The organism is Sinorhizobium terangae, from assembly GCF_009601505.1.
GTDB lineage: Bacteria > Pseudomonadota > Alphaproteobacteria > Rhizobiales > Rhizobiaceae > Sinorhizobium > Sinorhizobium terangae.
The window spans coordinates 192847-207956 of sequence record NZ_WITC01000061.1 but is presented as its reverse complement, the minus strand read 5'-3'; the positions used below and the strand labels follow the sequence as shown (position 1 = coordinate 207956).

General features: G+C 60.9%; 17 protein-coding genes. 12 read left to right on the top strand and 5 right to left on the bottom strand.

What is annotated here, in order from left to right; genetic code table 11:
- Positions 1–31 precede the first annotated feature (31 nt).
- Both GHK62_RS17420 and GHK62_RS17415 read right to left on the bottom strand, forming a co-directional pair.
- Positions 32–1057: a Gfo/Idh/MocA family protein gene (locus GHK62_RS17420; RefSeq protein WP_153440405.1), complete on the bottom strand. Its 1026-nt coding sequence runs from the start codon at positions 1055–1057 to the stop codon at positions 32–34.
- A complete protein-coding gene (locus tag GHK62_RS17415; protein WP_153440404.1) occupies positions 1050–2042 on the bottom strand; it encodes an MDR/zinc-dependent alcohol dehydrogenase-like family protein in 993 nt (330 codons plus the stop codon). Before GHK62_RS17415 ends, GHK62_RS17420 begins: the two co-directional genes overlap by 8 nt.
- Positions 2043–2375: 333 nt before the next feature.
- Between GHK62_RS17415 and GHK62_RS17410 the strand changes: the two genes are divergently transcribed.
- From GHK62_RS17410 to GHK62_RS17375, 8 genes are read left to right on the top strand one after another with little or no spacing between them, the layout of a single operon-like run.
- Complete coding sequence (locus GHK62_RS17410) at positions 2376–3482, top strand: NAD-dependent epimerase/dehydratase family protein (RefSeq protein ID WP_153440403.1); 1107 nt, start codon at positions 2376–2378, stop codon at positions 3480–3482.
- Positions 3479–4600 carry an NAD-dependent epimerase/dehydratase family protein gene (locus GHK62_RS17405; protein WP_327791002.1) on the top strand — a complete coding sequence of 374 codons (1122 nt, stop codon included), beginning with the start codon at positions 3479–3481 and terminating at the stop codon, positions 4598–4600. Before GHK62_RS17410 ends, GHK62_RS17405 begins: the two co-directional genes overlap by 4 nt.
- Complete coding sequence (locus tag GHK62_RS17400) at positions 4597–5748, top strand: glycosyltransferase family 4 protein (RefSeq protein ID WP_234886930.1); 1152 nt, start codon at positions 4597–4599, stop codon at positions 5746–5748. Before GHK62_RS17405 ends, GHK62_RS17400 begins: the two co-directional genes overlap by 4 nt.
- 3 nt (positions 5749–5751) lie before the next feature.
- Positions 5752–6885, top strand: a complete 1134-nt coding sequence (locus GHK62_RS17395; RefSeq protein ID WP_153440401.1) for a CgeB family protein — start codon at positions 5752–5754, stop codon at positions 6883–6885.
- On the top strand, positions 6882–7970 hold the full coding sequence (locus GHK62_RS17390) for a CgeB family protein (protein ID WP_153440400.1): 1089 nt from the start codon (positions 6882–6884) through the stop codon (positions 7968–7970). The genes GHK62_RS17395 and GHK62_RS17390 overlap by 4 nt, the downstream gene beginning before the upstream one ends.
- Positions 7967–9085, top strand: a complete 1119-nt coding sequence (locus tag GHK62_RS17385) for a CgeB family protein (RefSeq protein ID WP_153440399.1) — start codon at positions 7967–7969, stop codon at positions 9083–9085. The genes GHK62_RS17390 and GHK62_RS17385 overlap by 4 nt, the downstream gene beginning before the upstream one ends.
- A 20-nt stretch (positions 9086–9105) precedes the next feature.
- Complete coding sequence (locus GHK62_RS17380; protein ID WP_153440398.1) at positions 9106–10146, top strand: UDP-glucuronic acid decarboxylase family protein; 1041 nt, start codon at positions 9106–9108, stop codon at positions 10144–10146.
- 2 nt (positions 10147–10148) lie between these two features.
- A complete protein-coding gene (locus GHK62_RS17375) occupies positions 10149–10907 on the top strand; it encodes a TIGR04290 family methyltransferase (protein ID WP_153440397.1) in 759 nt (252 codons plus the stop codon).
- Between the two features lie 110 nt (positions 10908–11017).
- Here GHK62_RS17375 and GHK62_RS17370 read toward each other — a convergent pair whose 3' ends face one another.
- Positions 11018–11209: a hypothetical protein gene (locus tag GHK62_RS17370; protein WP_153440396.1), complete on the bottom strand. Its 192-nt coding sequence runs from the start codon at positions 11207–11209 to the stop codon at positions 11018–11020.
- Between the two features lie 79 nt (positions 11210–11288).
- A complete protein-coding gene (locus tag GHK62_RS17365; RefSeq protein WP_153440395.1) occupies positions 11289–11624 on the bottom strand; it encodes a hypothetical protein in 336 nt (111 codons plus the stop codon).
- 633 nt (positions 11625–12257) lie between these two features.
- Between GHK62_RS17365 and GHK62_RS17360 the strand changes: the two genes are divergently transcribed.
- Positions 12258–12581, top strand: coding sequence for a hypothetical protein (locus GHK62_RS17360; RefSeq protein WP_153440394.1), 324 nt, complete (start codon positions 12258–12260; stop codon positions 12579–12581).
- A gap of 186 nt (positions 12582–12767) precedes the next feature.
- Positions 12768–13295, top strand: coding sequence for a DUF4142 domain-containing protein (locus GHK62_RS17355; protein ID WP_153440393.1), 528 nt, complete (start codon positions 12768–12770; stop codon positions 13293–13295).
- A gap of 356 nt (positions 13296–13651) precedes the next feature.
- Here GHK62_RS17355 and GHK62_RS17350 read toward each other — a convergent pair whose 3' ends face one another.
- A complete protein-coding gene (locus GHK62_RS17350; protein ID WP_153440392.1) occupies positions 13652–13858 on the bottom strand; it encodes a CsbD family protein in 207 nt (68 codons plus the stop codon).
- A 200-nt stretch (positions 13859–14058) separates the two neighbouring features.
- On the opposite strand from GHK62_RS17350, the gene GHK62_RS17345 reads away from it, so the two are divergent.
- Positions 14059–14319, top strand: coding sequence for a hypothetical protein (locus GHK62_RS17345; protein ID WP_153440391.1), 261 nt, complete (start codon positions 14059–14061; stop codon positions 14317–14319).
- Positions 14320–14332: 13 nt separating this feature from the next.
- The gene (locus GHK62_RS17340; RefSeq protein ID WP_153440390.1) at positions 14333–14935 is read left to right on the top strand and encodes a cysteine hydrolase family protein; all 603 of its coding nucleotides are present in this window, start codon (positions 14333–14335) and stop codon (positions 14933–14935) included.
- Positions 14936–15110: the final 175 nt, after the last annotated feature.

Below are 15110 nucleotides of genomic sequence, written 5' to 3'. Positions count from 1 at the left end.
CCAGACACAGGCCTTGCTGGGACGCGTGCGTCTATCGCCCATAAATTCGGTCGAGGACATCTGCCACCGCGACCAGGCGGTCGTTGTCCGGATCGAAACGCTCGCCTGCGGCAAGGCGCTTCGCCCAGGCGGCTGCCGCGCGTCCGCCCCAGGCATCAGGAGGAAGCGTCAGCACCTCCCGTTGTGTCCCGCGATACCGTTCGGCCGAAAAATCGAGAAAGGACCCGTTCACGTTCCTGAAGCTGGCGCCGCCTCCGGTGCCGTGAAAGTCAGCGGTAATCACCGCATCGCATCCAGCCTGCAAATGCCACGAGCATGCCAGTCGGGCGACGATACCATTCGCCAGCTCGAGCGTCGCAACGGCATAGTCCTCCACGTCATCGCCGTCGCGGCGGATGCGGCTGCCCTTGGCAAACAACCTGCTCTCGACTCGAACGATCTCCGGAAATTCCAGGGCCCAAAGGAGGAGGTCAACAAGGTGCACGCCCAGGTCGATCACGCAGCCGCCACCTGAAAGCGCCTTGTCATAGAACCACGGCTTGCTCGGGCCATAGGCGTTGTGAAAGGTGAGGTCCGCCGCGAAAACGGTGCCGAGTTCACCGGAAGCGATCAGATCGCGGATCTGTTGCATCCCATCGGTGTGACGGTAGGAGAGGTCCACATCCAATAGCCGGTCAACGCGCCGGGCCGCGTCGACCACGGCTGCGGCCTCATCTCGCGTGCGGCCGAGCGGCTTCTGGCAAAAAACTGCCACGCCTTGCTCGAGAGCCACGATCGATTGGGCAGCGTGGAGTGCGCTTGGCGAAGCGATCACGATGCCTTCCAGCTGCTGGTCGAGCAAGGTCTCGAAGGAACTTACGACCGAGGCTTCGGGCGTCAATTCACGGGCCGCAGCGGCCATTTCCGGTGAGGGATCGAAGATCGCGGCGGTTTCGACGGCTCCGGTGTCGACGATCGCTCTCATGCGATGGAGGCCGATCCTTCCGACTCCGAGGAAGCCGACGCGGGGCCGGCTGACGGCATTTCGGGTCGTTGCAAGCGGCGTCGCGTCACTCATCGTAGATCACCAGCGCTTTGATGAAACCTTCCGGCCGGTCGCGGGTCATGTTCAGCGCCGCGCCGAGCTGCTCGAGCGGAAATCTGTGCGTGTAGAGCGGTGAGGGCGACATCCGCCCCGCGGCGGTCGCCGCGATCGCCTCATGGATGCCGCGTATGTATACGGCGGGATCACGCTCGTGTGCATTGATCACATCGAGGCCGCGCCAGTTCCACAGCTGCATGTTCACCTGCCGCGGGCCGTCCTGGTGATAGCCTGCAATGATAAGCCGCCCCCGCTCCTTTGCCAGTTCGCCTGCAAGGTCGAGTGGCCATTGCTTGCCGACGGCTTCGATAACGCAGTCGCAGAAACTGCCAGAGGTCAGGTCCTTCACTTCTTCGATAATTCGCCAATGATCGTCCATGGCAACCACATGGCTCGCGCCGGCGCGCTCTGCCGAAGCAAGCGATGAAGGTCTGCGCGAGATGGCGATGACTTGCGCGCCCGCAGCGCTCGCAAGCTCGGTCAGAAGGATTCCGAGAAAGCCGATGCCGACGATCGCCACTGTCTCCCCCGGCTTGATCGCGCTGCGCCGGAAGATGTTGAAGGCGCAGCCGAGCGGTTCGCCGGGAAACGGCTGATGCGCAAGTGCCGGAGGTAAGGGTGCGATCGCCGTCTGGTCAGCGATGTCGTGGGTGGCATATGCATGGTAGGAAAGTGCGGCGACACGGTCGCCCGGCGCGAAACCCTGCACGTCCTCACCGATCGCATCGATAATTCCCCACCCTTCATGGCCCAGTCCACCGGGTTCTGTCGGAAAGCGCATCCATTCCGGCCCCGCCCAGGGAACGAGGTTGGAGGCGCAAACACCGCAGCCTTCAAGGCGGATGCGAACCTCGCCGCGGCCCGGTCGTGGCAGCGGAAGAGTTTCGATGCGCACCTCGCCGGGTGCCGTGATTATCGCGGCGGACATCGTGTCCGTCTCCCCAGATACGCTGATGTTCATTCTGTTCCCTCCCGTGGTGAAGACCTATCCGGCCGCCGAGCATCGCGTTTCAGATACCGCGGACCCCGCGAAAGCCCCGGCAAAGCAGCCTTGATCCACGCTCAGCAGCCATCGCGCCCTTAACTTGATGTTGCAGCTTTTGTTCCTGCTGCTCTCGGTTCGCGTGGAACACTCACGCAAGTGAGAGGTTTGTACCTTCGGACGGACAACGTCCCGCTGCAAGGGATCAATGAAGAACAACAAAGAAGAAGAAGTCATGGATGAAGGAACATTTGCTACCGAGGCTTGTTGGAGCTTTGTCACTGTCTCCCATGGAACGTCGTCAGGTACGTCATGACAAAGATTCTTGTTACCGGCGGATGCGGCTTCATAGGCCAGCATGTGGTCGAGGAACTCCTCTCAGCGAACTACAGCGTGCGCGTGTTGGACGTTCTCAGTGAGCAGGTTCACGCGGATGCACAGGTCACGTTGCCATCGGACGTGGACGTACGACGGGCAGACGTTCGCGATGCGGTTGCGGTAAAAAGCGCGCTTATGGACGTCGACTGCGTCGTCCATCTTGCAGCTGAGGTCGGGGTCGGTCAGTCGATGTATGAAATCGCCCGCTACGTGGGCGTCAACGACTTCGGGACCGCCGTCCTGCTTGAGGCGATCATCGGAATGCCGATCCGGCGCATCGTCGTCGCATCGTCGATGAGCGTCTATGGCGAAGGGCTCTACGCAACGATAACGGGCGAGCACTGTGCCCACGTCCGCCGTTTCCCGGCCGCTATCAGGGCAGGTTCATGGGACCCAACCGGACCCGACGGGGAGCGTCTCAGGCCGGTTCCGACGGATGAGCAGAAGTCGGTCGATCTCGCGTCCATCTACGCGCTCACGAAGTTTGCGCAGGAACGCCAGGTGCTGATTTTCGGGGAAGCCTATGGCGTGGAGGCAGTGGCCCTGCGCCTGTTCAACGTGTACGGCGCCGGTCAGGCGCTTTCCAATCCCTATACCGGCGTGCTTGCCAACTTTGCCTCGCGGCTTGCCAACGGACAATCGCCGATGGTGTTCGAAGATGGCAGACAAAGACGGGATTTCGTTCACGTCCGCGATGTGGCGCGAGCCTTCCGTCTGGCGCTCGAACAGCCGGCAGCCGCCGGCCACGTCATCAATGTCGGCAGCGGTCAGGCCTATGCTATCGCCGATGTTGCTTTGCTGCTCGCCGATGCAATGGGAGTACCCGAGCTTATGCCGGAGATCATGAATAAGGCTCGCTCTGGCGATATCCGCAATTGTTTCGCCGACATTACCGCGGCACGGGATCTGCTCGGCTTCGAACCCGCGCATCAACTCCAAAATTCGCTCACCGATTTCGCGCAATGGGTCGCCAGCGTCGGCGCGATCGACCGCGGACCCGAGATGAAGCGGCACCTGGAAGCCCGGGGGTTGGTACTGTGAGCGCCGGTTCTCAGGGCAGGCGTGCTCGCCTGGCCACACCCAGCCTTTCCAGAAAGACGACAGTAATCGTCGTGGTGGGCGGCAGCGGCTTTGTCGGCTGCAATCTCGCCGATAGTTTCCTCCGGGACGGCGAGGAAGTGATCGTTCTCGACAACCTCAGTCGCGCCGGCGTCGAGCGAAACCTTGAATGGTTGGTGGACACTTACCGCGGCGCCGTTCACCCCGTACTCGCCGATGTGCGCGAGTTCACCGCAATAGAGCCGGTCTTCAAGGATGCCAAGGCGGTCTTTCATCTCGCGGCACAGACAGCCGTGACGACCAGCCTGCAGCAGCCGATCGACGATTTCGAGACGAATGCGCGCGGCACGCTCAATGTGCTCGAAGCCGCGCGTATGGCCGGGTGCCGGGCGCCTGTCATTTTCGCCAGCAGCAACAAGGTATACGGCGCGCTGGCGCACCTGCAGTTGAACGAGATCGGGGCACGACATCTGCCCACTGACCGGGCGTTGCGCAACCAAGGCGTCAGCGAGGCGCAGCCGCTCGATTTCTGCACTCCCTATGGCTGCTCGAAAGGTGTGGCGGACCAATACGTGCTGGACTACGCGAGGTCGTTCGGGCTTCCGACGGCCGTGCTACGGATGAGTTGCATCTACGGTCCAAGGCAGTTCGGCACCGAGGATCAGGGATGGGTCGCGCATTTCCTCATTCGCGCGCTCGCGGGTGAGTCGATATCGATCTATGGCGACGGAAAGCAGGTCCGTGACATCCTCCATGTCAGAGATGCGGTCGCCGCCTACCGAGCACTTCTCAACTCGATCGATCGTCTCAGTGGGCGGCCCTTCAATCTCGGCGGCGGGCCGGAGAATGCCGTCAGCATCTCCCAGGTCCTCAGCGAGATCGAACTCCTGGTGGGCCGCCCGCTCTCGACAGAGAAGCACGACTGGCGGGCTGGCGACCAACTGTTTTTTGTCGCCGATACGCGCGCGCTTGCCGATGCGGTCGGCTGGAAGGCTCGCACGCCGTGGCGCGCGGGACTGCGCGATCTGCATGACTGGCTTCTGGAAGATTGGGGCGGGGTTCGCAGCGCCCGCGATCAAACAAAGAGGATCACCGCATGAGCGATCGCGCCGGTTCCGCCCTCCGCACTCTCGGTCATGACGGCACCGGCGGTCGGCTGCCGCGGCGGATCATCATGAGCGTCGATGCGGTGGGCGGCGTGTGGCGCTACGCCATGGACCTCTCCGATGCCATTCGAGCTGCTGGGGTGGAAACGCTTTTCATAGGCTTCGGCCCAGAGCCTTCCACGCATCAGCGGCGCGAGGCTACGCGCATCGGCACGCTCGAATGGTTTGCTGCGCCGCTCGATTGGATGGCCGGCGAAGAAAGTGAGCTCGATGTGGTGGCGGACCTACTGACCGAACTTTCGCTCCGGCATTCGGTCGATCTGCTGCATCTGAATCTGCCTTCGCAGGCGGCCGGTCTTCCGGCGCAAACGCCTGTCGTTGTGGTCTCGCATTCATGCGTCGCCACCTGGTTCGATACCGTGCGTGCTTCCGGTTTGCCGCGGGAGTGGTTTTGGCAAAAACGGCTGAACCGGGTGGGCTTCGACCGCGCCGACGTGGTTCTGGCCCCGAGTTCCAGCCATGCTGCGGGCCTCGTGCGCTGCTATGGCCAGATCGACAATCTCAAGGTCGTCCATAATGGCAGCCGAAACTCGTATCCTGTCATGCCCAAGCAGAATTTTGTTTTTGCCGCAGGCCGGTGGTGGGACGAGGGCAAAAATGGCGCGGTGCTGGACCAGGCGGCTGCGTATATCCGCTGGCCGGTACTGATGGCCGGGGCATGCGATGGCCCAAACCGCGAGCGTTTGGCGATTCAACACGCCGATTATCGCGGAGAACTCAGTCACGATCAGACCTTGGCATTGATGTCGAAAGCCGCGATCGTCGTCTCACCGTCGATTTACGAACCGTTCGGACTTGTTGCGCTGGAGGCGGCGTGCGCCGGCGCAGCCTTGGTGCTTGCAGACATCGACACCTATCGCGAGCTTTGGGACGGCGCTGCCATGTTTGCCGATCCTGGTGATCCGGTTGCCATCGCGAATACGGTAAACGCTTTGGCGGAGGATGCGGTACTGAGGGCCGAGCTCGGGCAGCGGGCACGACTGCGGTCGAGCGACTTCTCCATCGAAGCCCATCGCGACGCGGTGCTTGCCGCCTACCGGCAAGCCATGCGCGGATCTCCTCGATTGACGGCTGCGGAGTGACCGATGCGATTTGTCTTCTACACCCATTCACTTGTTTCCGATTGGAACCACGGCAACGCCCACTTCCTGCGTGGTGTCATGCGGGAACTGCTGCAACGGGGTCACGAGGCGCTGGCGCTCGAACCGCGCGATTCCTGGAGCCGCCTCAACCTGATCGCGGATCAGGGTGTCGGGCCGATTGTAGCGTTCCGCAAGCACTTTCCCGATCTGCGCGTCGAGATCTATGGCGCCGATTTCGACCACGAGTCTGTTGTCAGCGAGGCCGATCTGGTCGTCGTGCATGAATGGTCAGATCCCGAGCTGATCGCCGGGCTCGGCCGCATCCGTCACGCGGGCGGCAGCTTCACGCTCGCCTTTCACGATACACATCATCGCGCGGTCACCGCCAAGCACGCTGTCGCCCGGCTCGACCTTTCCGGATACGACTTTGTCCTGGCCTTCGGCGAGGCGCTCCGCGAACGGTATCTCAGCGCGGGCTGGGGAAGACACGTCTTCACCTGGCATGAAGCCGCCGACACGTCACTGTTCCATCCAATTCCGCACGCCGACAAGAAAGGCGATCTCGTCTGGATCGGTAATTGGGGCGATGATGAGCGCAGCGCCGAGCTCTCGTCCTTCCTCATCGAGCCTGCGCGACAACTGAAGCTTACGGCAACCGTGCGGGGCGTGAGATATCCCGACGCCGCGCGCAAGGCGTTACGTGCGGCCCGAATAGACTATGGCGGCTGGCTCGCGAACGCTGCCGTTCCCTGGGCTTTCGCACAGCATCGGGCGACAGTGCATATTCCCCGGCGGCCCTATGTCGAAGCCTTGCCGGGCATACCGACCATCCGGGTCTTCGAAGCGCTTGCCTGCGGCATTCCGCTGATCTCGGCGCCATGGAACGATGTCGAAGGTCTCTTCCGCCCCGGCACCGATTTCCTTTTTGCCGGCAACGGCAAGGAAATGACCCGCCTGCTGCGCCAGGTGCTCTCAGAGCCAGCCTTCGCACAGGAACTGGCCGCCTCCGGCTTGGCAACGATCCGGGCACGCCATACCTGCGGCCATCGCGTCGACGAACTTCTCGACATCGTTGCTTTGTACCGGCCGAAAAAGGCCGAGGACGATCGCATCACATCAAGGGAGGTCGCGATATGAGGGTCGCTTTTTATGGATCGAGCCTCCTTTCGGCCTATTGGAACGGTGCGGCAACTTACTATCGCGGGTTGCTTCGTGCGCTTGCGGCGCGCGGGTATGAAATCACTTTTTATGAGCCGGACGTCTACGACAGGCAGAAATACCGCGATATCGAGGTGCCGGACTGGTGCAGGGTTGTGGTTTATCAGGGAACCGTCGCGGCATTGAAGCGTGTCGCGGCGGAAGCCGTCGATGCCGATGTCGTTGTCAAGGCAAGCGGTGTCGGCTTCGAGGACGACCTGCTGCTCGCGGAGATTATGGGGTCGGCAAATTCGGCTGCGCTGAAGATTTTCTGGGACGTCGATGCACCCGCCACACTTGCGGAGTTGAGGGTCGCGCCCGATCATCCTCTCCGGCGCGCGCTTTCGTCGCTGGATCTCGTGCTGACCTATGGCGGCGGCGATCCTGTGGTCGAGTCCTATCGTGCCATCGGTGCCAGGGACTGCGTCCCCATCTACAATGCCGTCGATCCCGAGACTCATCACCCCGTACCCGCGGATCCGCGTTTTGCTGCTGATCTTGCCTTCCTCGGCAACCGCTTGCCGGATCGGGAGACGCGGGTGGAAGCCTTCTTCCTCGATCCCGCTGGCAAGGTCGGAGATCGGCGGTTCCTGCTAGGCGGAGCCGGCTGGGACGACAAGCCCTTGCCTCAGAATGTCAGTTACATAGGCCACGTTCCTACCGCCGATCACAACGCGTTCAACGCGACGCCGACTGCCGTCCTGAACATTTCGCGCGCAAGCATGGCAGAGAATGGCTTCTCGCCGGCGACCCGCGTCTTCGAGGCGGCAGGGGCGGGCGCCTGCCTGATCACCGACGCATGGGAAGGCATCGAACTCTTCCTTACACCCGGAGAGGAAGTGCTGGTCGCCAGAGACGGACAGGACGTCGCCGAACTGATGCGCATGCTTACGCCCGCCGGCGCCAAAGAGATCGGCAAGCGGGCGCTTGGTCGCGTGCTCGCCGAGCACACCTATGCGCATCGCGCCGAGGAAGTGGACCGTGTTTTGCGGAATCGGGCACGCCAGATGGAGGCAGCCGAATGAACCGTCCGCTCGATATCGTCGTCCTCGGCCTCTCGCTGTCCTCGTCCTGGGGCAACGGTCATGCGACCACCTATCGGGCATTGCTTCGCGGTGTCCACGCAGCCGGGCACAAAGTGACCTTCCTGGAACGGGACGTACCGTGGTACGCCCGCCATCGCGACCTGGTTGCGCCGGACTTTTGCGACCTCGTCCTCTATAGGAGCATCGACGAACTGCTCGCGCGGCATGCTGGCACGCTGGCCGGGGCTGATGCCGTCGTCATCGGGTCTTATGTGCCGGAAGGGGTGGAACTCATCGACGCCGTTGTCGATCTCGCCCCCAAGCGATTGTGTTTCTACGACATCGACACGCCCGTGACGCTCTCCAAGCTCGCCGGCGGCGACGAGGAATATCTCGCCCGTCGGCAGGTTCCGCGCTTCGATCTCTACTTTTCCTTTTCCGGTGGCAGGACGCTCGATCGGCTGCGAGGCGAGTTTGCCGCGAGACGCCCGGTGGCACTCTACTGCGCCGTCGATCTCGACCTCTATCGCAACACCGGCGCGCCAAGGGAATGGGACCTTGGCTACCTCGGCACGTTCAGCCGTGATAGGCAGCCGACTCTCGAACGTCTGTTGTTCGAACCCGCGCGGCAATTGCCGGAGATGCGCTTTGTCGTTGCAGGACCAAGCTATCCCGCTGACACCCGCTGGCCGGAGAATGTGGTGCGTATCGAGCACCTGGCGCCTTCCGAGCACGCTGAATTCTACAGCCGCCAGCGGTTCACCCTGAACATAACACGTGCCGACATGGTGGTGGCCGGTTGGTCCCCGAGCGTCCGGCTCTTCGAGGCGGCCGCGTGCCGGACGCCCTTGATCAGCGATTGGTGGGAAGGCATCGACAGCTTCTATCCGCCAGGAGAGGCTGTCGTCATCGCACAGGACAGCCGCGATGTCGTCGTGGCACTGACGCACCTCACAGAACAACAGCGCCAGGCGTATGCCGATTGTGCTCATCAGCGCGTCGTGCAGGCGCACAGCGCAGCGGCTCGCGCCACGACCTTTGTGGAAGCAATAGAAACCGTCGCACCCAAAACCAATCTCGCCACGAGACACTCCGAACGGAGATTTCCTGTCTAACACCGAAAGGAGAACGGCCCATGGCAAGAAGAAACCGAGCACGTCGAGGAAAGGTCATCCTCGTCGCCGGCGGGGCCGGTTTTGTCGGATCCCATCTCTGTTCAGCGCTTCTGGACGCCGGCAATCGGGTGATCTGCCTCGACAACTATCTCACTGGTTCCCCTGCCAATGTGCGCAGTCTCAACGGAAATCCCTATTTCACGGTAATCGAGCAGGATATCTGCGACGATATCGCGGTCGATGAGCCGCTCGACCAAATCTATAACCTGGCATGCCCCGCCTCGCCGCCGTCATATCAGGCTGATCCGATCCACACGATGATGACCAGCGTGACGGGAACGGGCAACCTCCTACGGCTCGCCGAGCGGCATGCAGCCGTCTTCCTTCAGGCGTCCACGAGCGAGATCTACGGCGATCCCGAGGAGCACCCGCAGCAGGAGGACTACTGGGGGCACGTCAACTGCACCGGGCCGCGGGCATGCTATGACGAAGGCAAGCGCGCGGCGGAGGCTTTGTGCTTCGACAATCTGAGGGTCGGAAGCGTGGACGTGCGTGTTGCTCGGATCTTCAATACCTACGGTCCGTATATGCAGCCCAATGACGGCCGGATCGTCTCGAACTTCATAGTCCAGGCGCTGAAAAACGAGCCGCTCACGGTATATGGCAGCGGTGAGCAGACGCGCTCGTTCTGCTATGTATCCGACCTCGTCGAAGGATTGATCAAGCTGATGAATTGCCAGCCTAATCCGGGTGTTCCGATAAACCTTGGAAATCCAGGGGAGTTTACGGTCAGCGAGCTGGCCGAACTGGTGTTGTCTAAGGTCGCGAGCGCCTCGACAATCGTCCATGCGCCCTTGCCTCCGGACGACCCGCAGCGCCGCCGACCGGATATCGCGAGGGCCAGAACGCTGCTTGGCTGGCAACCGAAAGTGGCGCTGCACGACGGGCTGTCACATACGATTGCCTGGTTCCAGACGACGCTCGCGAAGCAGCGCGCCGCGCGCCGTCCAGGTCGCACTCGCCGCCGTCCGCAACAACCTGTCCTCTCACAGGATCTTTGATCATGGCCCAGATGCAAGACTGCATGACCATCGAGGATCAGATCGCAGCGTTGGGGCCCTGGTTTCACAACATGCGGATCAGGGGCGTCGAGACATCGCCCGACCACTTTCTCGGAGATTATCCCGCGATCAAATGGAAGGCTTTCAAACATATCGTTCCGGATGATCTCGAAGGCAGGAGTGTCCTCGACATCGGTTGCAATGCGGGGTTCTACGCGCAGGAAATGAAGCGCCGCAATGCCGGCCGCGTGGTCGGCATCGATTCGGATCCTCACTATTTGCGGCAAGCGAAATTCGCGGCCACACAGAACGGGATCGACATCGAATACAGGCTGATGTCGGTCTACGACGTCGCTCAATTGCGCGAGAAATTCGATCTGGTTCTCTTTATGGGTGTTCTCTACCATCTCCGCTATCCGCTGCTGGCTCTCGACCTTCTCTACGAGCACGTCGTCGGCGAGGAGATGCTCTTCCAGTGCATGCAGCGCGGCGCGGATGCTGTGGGGCCGGTGGAGGAAGACTACAATTTTCAGGAGTGGCAGGTCTTCAATCGCCCCGACTATCCCAAGCTGTTCTTTGTCGAACACCGTTTCTCGAACGATCCTACAAATTGGTTCATTCCGAACAGGGCTGGTGTGGAAGCGATGCTTCGCAGTTCCGGCTTCCTCATCGAAGCCAATCCCGAACGGGAGGTCTATCTCGTGCGGCGAGGGCAGCGTCCGTACATGAACGAAACCGTTCCACGCGTCGGCGCTCTTTAGATTGTTTCACACGCTGGAACAGCGAAGATCCGGGACATAGCGCAAGGCGGACGGGAAACCTGCATACTTATGCTGAATTACTCCCGGCTGGCGGATTCTTCGAAGCGAACTCACCCGTGCTGCCGAAGCTGTTTGGCCTCCTGCTCAAGCAGTTCGGCCACTTCGCTGAGCGTCATGTGGGTCACGCAGAGGTGAATGGCGCACTCGAGAAAACGGGTCGACGAACGGCGCAGATAGAGGGCTTCTTCCTGGGCTGCCAGCCTCGATAGCGGATTGCTTCTGTCGTTGTGGCGATCAGGCATTCGAAAACTCCTCCGCTTGCCTTGAGTTGGTTGTGCGGCAACGGGAGCATTTTCTCCGCGCGGCCGTTCGACCTTGCCGTCACCCGGCGCCGATCGCGAGAGCAAGCACACCGGCTATGACGACAATGCCTGCTATCAGGAGGACCAGACGATAGTTCGGCAATTGGCCTCGCTCGGCAGCGGGCAGGGGACGCATGGCGTCTCCGTACTCCGTGGAAGTGTCAGGCCGCCCGTTCGGCCGCTGTCCGGTTCTCGCTGTTCCCGCCGCGTCCGGCGTCAGGGGCATGCCGGCTGCCTCGTCGTCCGTTTCCAACGGTGCCGCCGAAGGATCGAAGCCGCGCTTCTTGTCTCCTGTCCGCCCGTGCTGGATATCGCCGCGCACCTGCGCAGGATTGCTCTCAGGCAGTTTGGACATGATCGCTCCTTTCTACCGCAGCAGAACAACCGGCTTGCACTTCGTTTGTTCCGACAGTGTCGGCGGCGCACTCTGCAACAGTAGCCAATCTCAGGCAGGGAACATCGGCAACGCCGAAAAGTTCGGCCACAGAAGGCGGCTGGCAGAAAGTGAAGCCCATCCCGCAGACATCATCGCTCGACAGCACGCTGGCGCTGCTTCGCGAAGGTTACGCGTTCATCTCGAACCGCTGCGACGAGACAGCCAATCGAGAGAGGGCTCATTGGGACCGATCTTCCTGCGATTCCTCGTAGAGCTTACGGACCTTCCGATCCTGTGCTTCCTTAACAGCCGGTGGAAGCGGCCTCTGCCGCATGACCACGTAGACGAGAGCGGCCCCAAGAGCAAAAGCCCCGCCCGCTGTTACCACTAGCCAAAGATAGTCCATCACCATTGCTACGCCTCCTCAATAGGCGAACCGATGTGACCACCGAAGGTTCCAGCGCAGACCGCATTTCATCTGCGCTGTGTTCGCGCGTGGTGGATCGTGAATACCGATCGCCTGAAACCGGAACAATTCCGACGCTTGGCGATTAGCCAAACCGCGGCTTTGCAGGTTATCTGAATTGGCACCGCGTGGTGCGGAGGCAGCTCATGAAGGAAGAACTGAAAACATATCGCCTGTCGCCCCTGGCGAAACCCGACGATCCGAACTGGCAGAACGCCACGTATCAAGGCGAATTAATCGTAGTTGCAAGGTCGAGTGGGGATGCCCGAATTGTTGCCGCTGAGGCAGAACTCGATTTCCGCGAAATCGACGCGAAGCCCGCAGAAGGTGTTACGACCGACATGGCAAGCGCCTTCCGAAACGAAAAGCTCTATACGGTTGTCGAGGAGGGGCCGGCACCTGCGGGGACGAAGCGCGGAGTGATCGGCGGTAAGGTACGAGTTGACAACATCATTTCGACGCAGCTCTGAGCATCAGCCATCGGTGGCGTTGCGGGCATAGTATTTTCGGCAGCGGCTTACCGGCGTCAGACCGTACCGTCCTACCACGCCGTTACAAAGCCTCGGCTGCTGCTGCGGCCGCGCAGAGCCGGATTGGCATCAGGGAACAACTTCGATTCTCCTTTGTTCGAATGGTCGCATAAAGGAGAAAAACCAATGCGAGAGATTGCTCTAATGGCCGCCGTTATGATGGTGGCGACATCTGCCCTGGCGCAGTCTGCGGCCGAGAAGTCGGGCGTAAACACCTTGGTTGGAGTGCCCCCCAAAACGGAGGACTTCGTAAAGGAAGTCTCCATGAGTGACATGTTCGAAGTCGAGTCCAGCAAGATCGCCGCTGAGCGAGCCGCCGGTCCGACAAAGACATTCGCTGAGCAGATGGTGCAGGATCACCAGAAAACGACGACGGAGCTTAAGCAGCTCATCGATGGCGGAAAGATCAAAGCTGCGCCGGCCACAGCTATGTCTGAAGATCAGCAGGAGACGCTCAATGAGCTTAAAGGCCTGCAAGGGGACGAGTTCAACGAGCAATACCGTGATGACCAGGTTGAAGCGCATGAGGATGCTGTGGATGTCTTCAAACGCTACGCCGAGGAAGGGGATAACCCCGACCTAAAGGCGTGGGCGGGGAAGACGCTTCCGGCCCTCGAGCATCATCTTCAGATGGCGCGTGACTTGGCCAAGTAAGTTCGGACCGCGTCGTCCTTCGCTGTCCGACAAACGGCAGCCTGCCTTCCGGCATGGGCCGCGGCCGGGGCCATTGCTGGAGCCTGGGCTTCTTGTAATCCTGCCGAAATCAGATTGGATCGGTCCCGCTATGCTGCGCCGCGCCTCCACAAGGAGGCGTGGATGTACTTTGGCGACGCCGCGGAGCATACACAGTGGACAGATCGAACTTGCGCCGACGGAATCGCACGATGTGATTTGCGGCATTCGGCGGCAATCGTCGCAACTGAATGCGCCGCTGCGACCGGCCAAACGCCAACCATAAAAAGGAAACCCCGCCGAGGCGGGGTTTCCGACGATCTCCATTGAGGGCATCGTCAATTCCATGTCTGGCGGCGATACCAATCGTCAATATCTCGTCTTACAAGGTCCTTTTCGATGCCGTAACGTTCCTGGATCTTGCCCTCCAGTTGCTCGCGCTTGCCCGCGATCTCATCGAGATCGTCATCACTAAGCCGTCCCCATTGTTCCTTGATTTTCCCCTTGACTTGCTTCCAGTTACCTTCAACACGATTCCAATCCATGACTATCTCCTAGTCGTTTTGTTTGCCCAATGCTGGAACTCGCTACGGCGCATTTGGGTTCCTGCGGCCAGTGAGAGCTGCCTTCCTGCTGGAGAGGGGACGGTCGCCTGCGACAGGCCGCGTGTTGCGATCCTGCCTGCACCTGATCCCGGAACAATCATTTTGGTCGGTGGTTAGCCAGAAAAAGCTGGAGGCAACTGATGGAAAATGCATCCGAGACAGAAGTGGCCCGGCGTTCGCCTGGGATTGAGGAAGCATTGCTAATTCTCATCGAACGGTTGGCTTTGCGCGGCGTGGTCAGCGCAGACGAGGCTGAAGGGATGCTGAAGGTGATAGCGAAGAGCTGCGACGCCTCGGCCGCTCGCGCGTCTAACCACTTTCAGCTTATCGACCAGCTTCGCAGGCTCCGGAGAGACGACGGCTCGTCAGCTATCGGCGCGCAATCATTCGATCCATCCTGAGCGCGCACAACACATGGAAAAGCGGTTCCAAACGGGTTCTCTTGGCAACTGGCGACATCTCTGTGTTGATATGCAGAAGATGTTCGCTGAAGACACGCCCTGGCACGTTCCGTGGATGGAAAGGGTATCTCCGGAGGTTGTTGAGGTGGCCGGGCGTCATTCCCAGCAAACAATCTTCACCCGTTTTATTCCCCCCGTGAACGCCGCTGGAATGCCTGGAACGTGGGGGGCATATTACACGAAATGGTGGATGATGACCGGCGAGCATCTGCCCGCCGGCATGGTCGAGTTGATTGAACCGCTCGCGGCGCTTGTTCCGCCAGCCGAAATACACGACAAGCGCACCTATTCACCGTGGGTTGACGGCACTCTCCACTTGAGGCTTCAACGCAATCGGGTCTCGACGCTCGTTATCAGTGGCGGTGAAACCGACGTCTGCGTTCTCGCCGCTACCCTCGGCGCAATCGACCTCGGCTACCAGGTAATTCTCCTAAAGGACGCCGTTTGCAGCAGCGCGGATGACACACATGACGCCTCGTTGGAGCTATTGGGCGAGCGCTTTTCGGTGCAACTGCAACTCATGACAACCGAGACGTTTCTCGCCGAGGCGAGCTAATGCGCGGCTTGATTGCCGCCGCCACTGTATGCCGACGATCGGCTGAGATCCGTTAGCGATGGATGCGGCCACGATCTTGCCTCCTGACGTCGCACGAAGCGGTCACTATCCCCGAAAGTGAGCAATGCTCGCCAGCATTGCCGTAAACTGCCCTGTCAAGAGAGGTAGCGTGTGA

Coding starts and splice junctions, on each gene's coding strand:
- GHK62_RS17420 (WP_153440405.1), bottom strand. CDS start 1,057: ATGAGTGACGCGACGCCGCTTGCAACGACCCGAAATGCCGTCAGCCGG.
- GHK62_RS17415 (WP_153440404.1), bottom strand. CDS start 2,042: ATGAACATCAGCGTATCTGGGGAGACGGACACGATGTCCGCCGCGATA.
- GHK62_RS17410 (WP_153440403.1), top strand. CDS start 2,376: ATGACAAAGATTCTTGTTACCGGCGGATGCGGCTTCATAGGCCAGCAT.
- GHK62_RS17400 (WP_234886930.1), top strand. CDS start 4,597: ATGAGCGATCGCGCCGGTTCCGCCCTCCGCACTCTCGGTCATGACGGC.
- GHK62_RS17395 (WP_153440401.1), top strand. CDS start 5,752: ATGCGATTTGTCTTCTACACCCATTCACTTGTTTCCGATTGGAACCAC.
- GHK62_RS17390 (WP_153440400.1), top strand. CDS start 6,882: ATGAGGGTCGCTTTTTATGGATCGAGCCTCCTTTCGGCCTATTGGAAC.
- GHK62_RS17385 (WP_153440399.1), top strand. CDS start 7,967: ATGAACCGTCCGCTCGATATCGTCGTCCTCGGCCTCTCGCTGTCCTCG.
- GHK62_RS17380 (WP_153440398.1), top strand. CDS start 9,106: ATGGCAAGAAGAAACCGAGCACGTCGAGGAAAGGTCATCCTCGTCGCC.
- GHK62_RS17375 (WP_153440397.1), top strand. CDS start 10,149: ATGGCCCAGATGCAAGACTGCATGACCATCGAGGATCAGATCGCAGCG.
- GHK62_RS17370 (WP_153440396.1), bottom strand. CDS start 11,209: ATGCCTGATCGCCACAACGACAGAAGCAATCCGCTATCGAGGCTGGCA.
- GHK62_RS17365 (WP_153440395.1), bottom strand. CDS start 11,624: ATGTCCAAACTGCCTGAGAGCAATCCTGCGCAGGTGCGCGGCGATATC.
- GHK62_RS17360 (WP_153440394.1), top strand. CDS start 12,258: ATGAAGGAAGAACTGAAAACATATCGCCTGTCGCCCCTGGCGAAACCC.
- GHK62_RS17355 (WP_153440393.1), top strand. CDS start 12,768: ATGCGAGAGATTGCTCTAATGGCCGCCGTTATGATGGTGGCGACATCT.
- GHK62_RS17350 (WP_153440392.1), bottom strand. CDS start 13,858: ATGGATTGGAATCGTGTTGAAGGTAACTGGAAGCAAGTCAAGGGGAAA.
- GHK62_RS17345 (WP_153440391.1), top strand. CDS start 14,059: ATGGAAAATGCATCCGAGACAGAAGTGGCCCGGCGTTCGCCTGGGATT.
- GHK62_RS17340 (WP_153440390.1), top strand. CDS start 14,333: ATGGAAAAGCGGTTCCAAACGGGTTCTCTTGGCAACTGGCGACATCTC.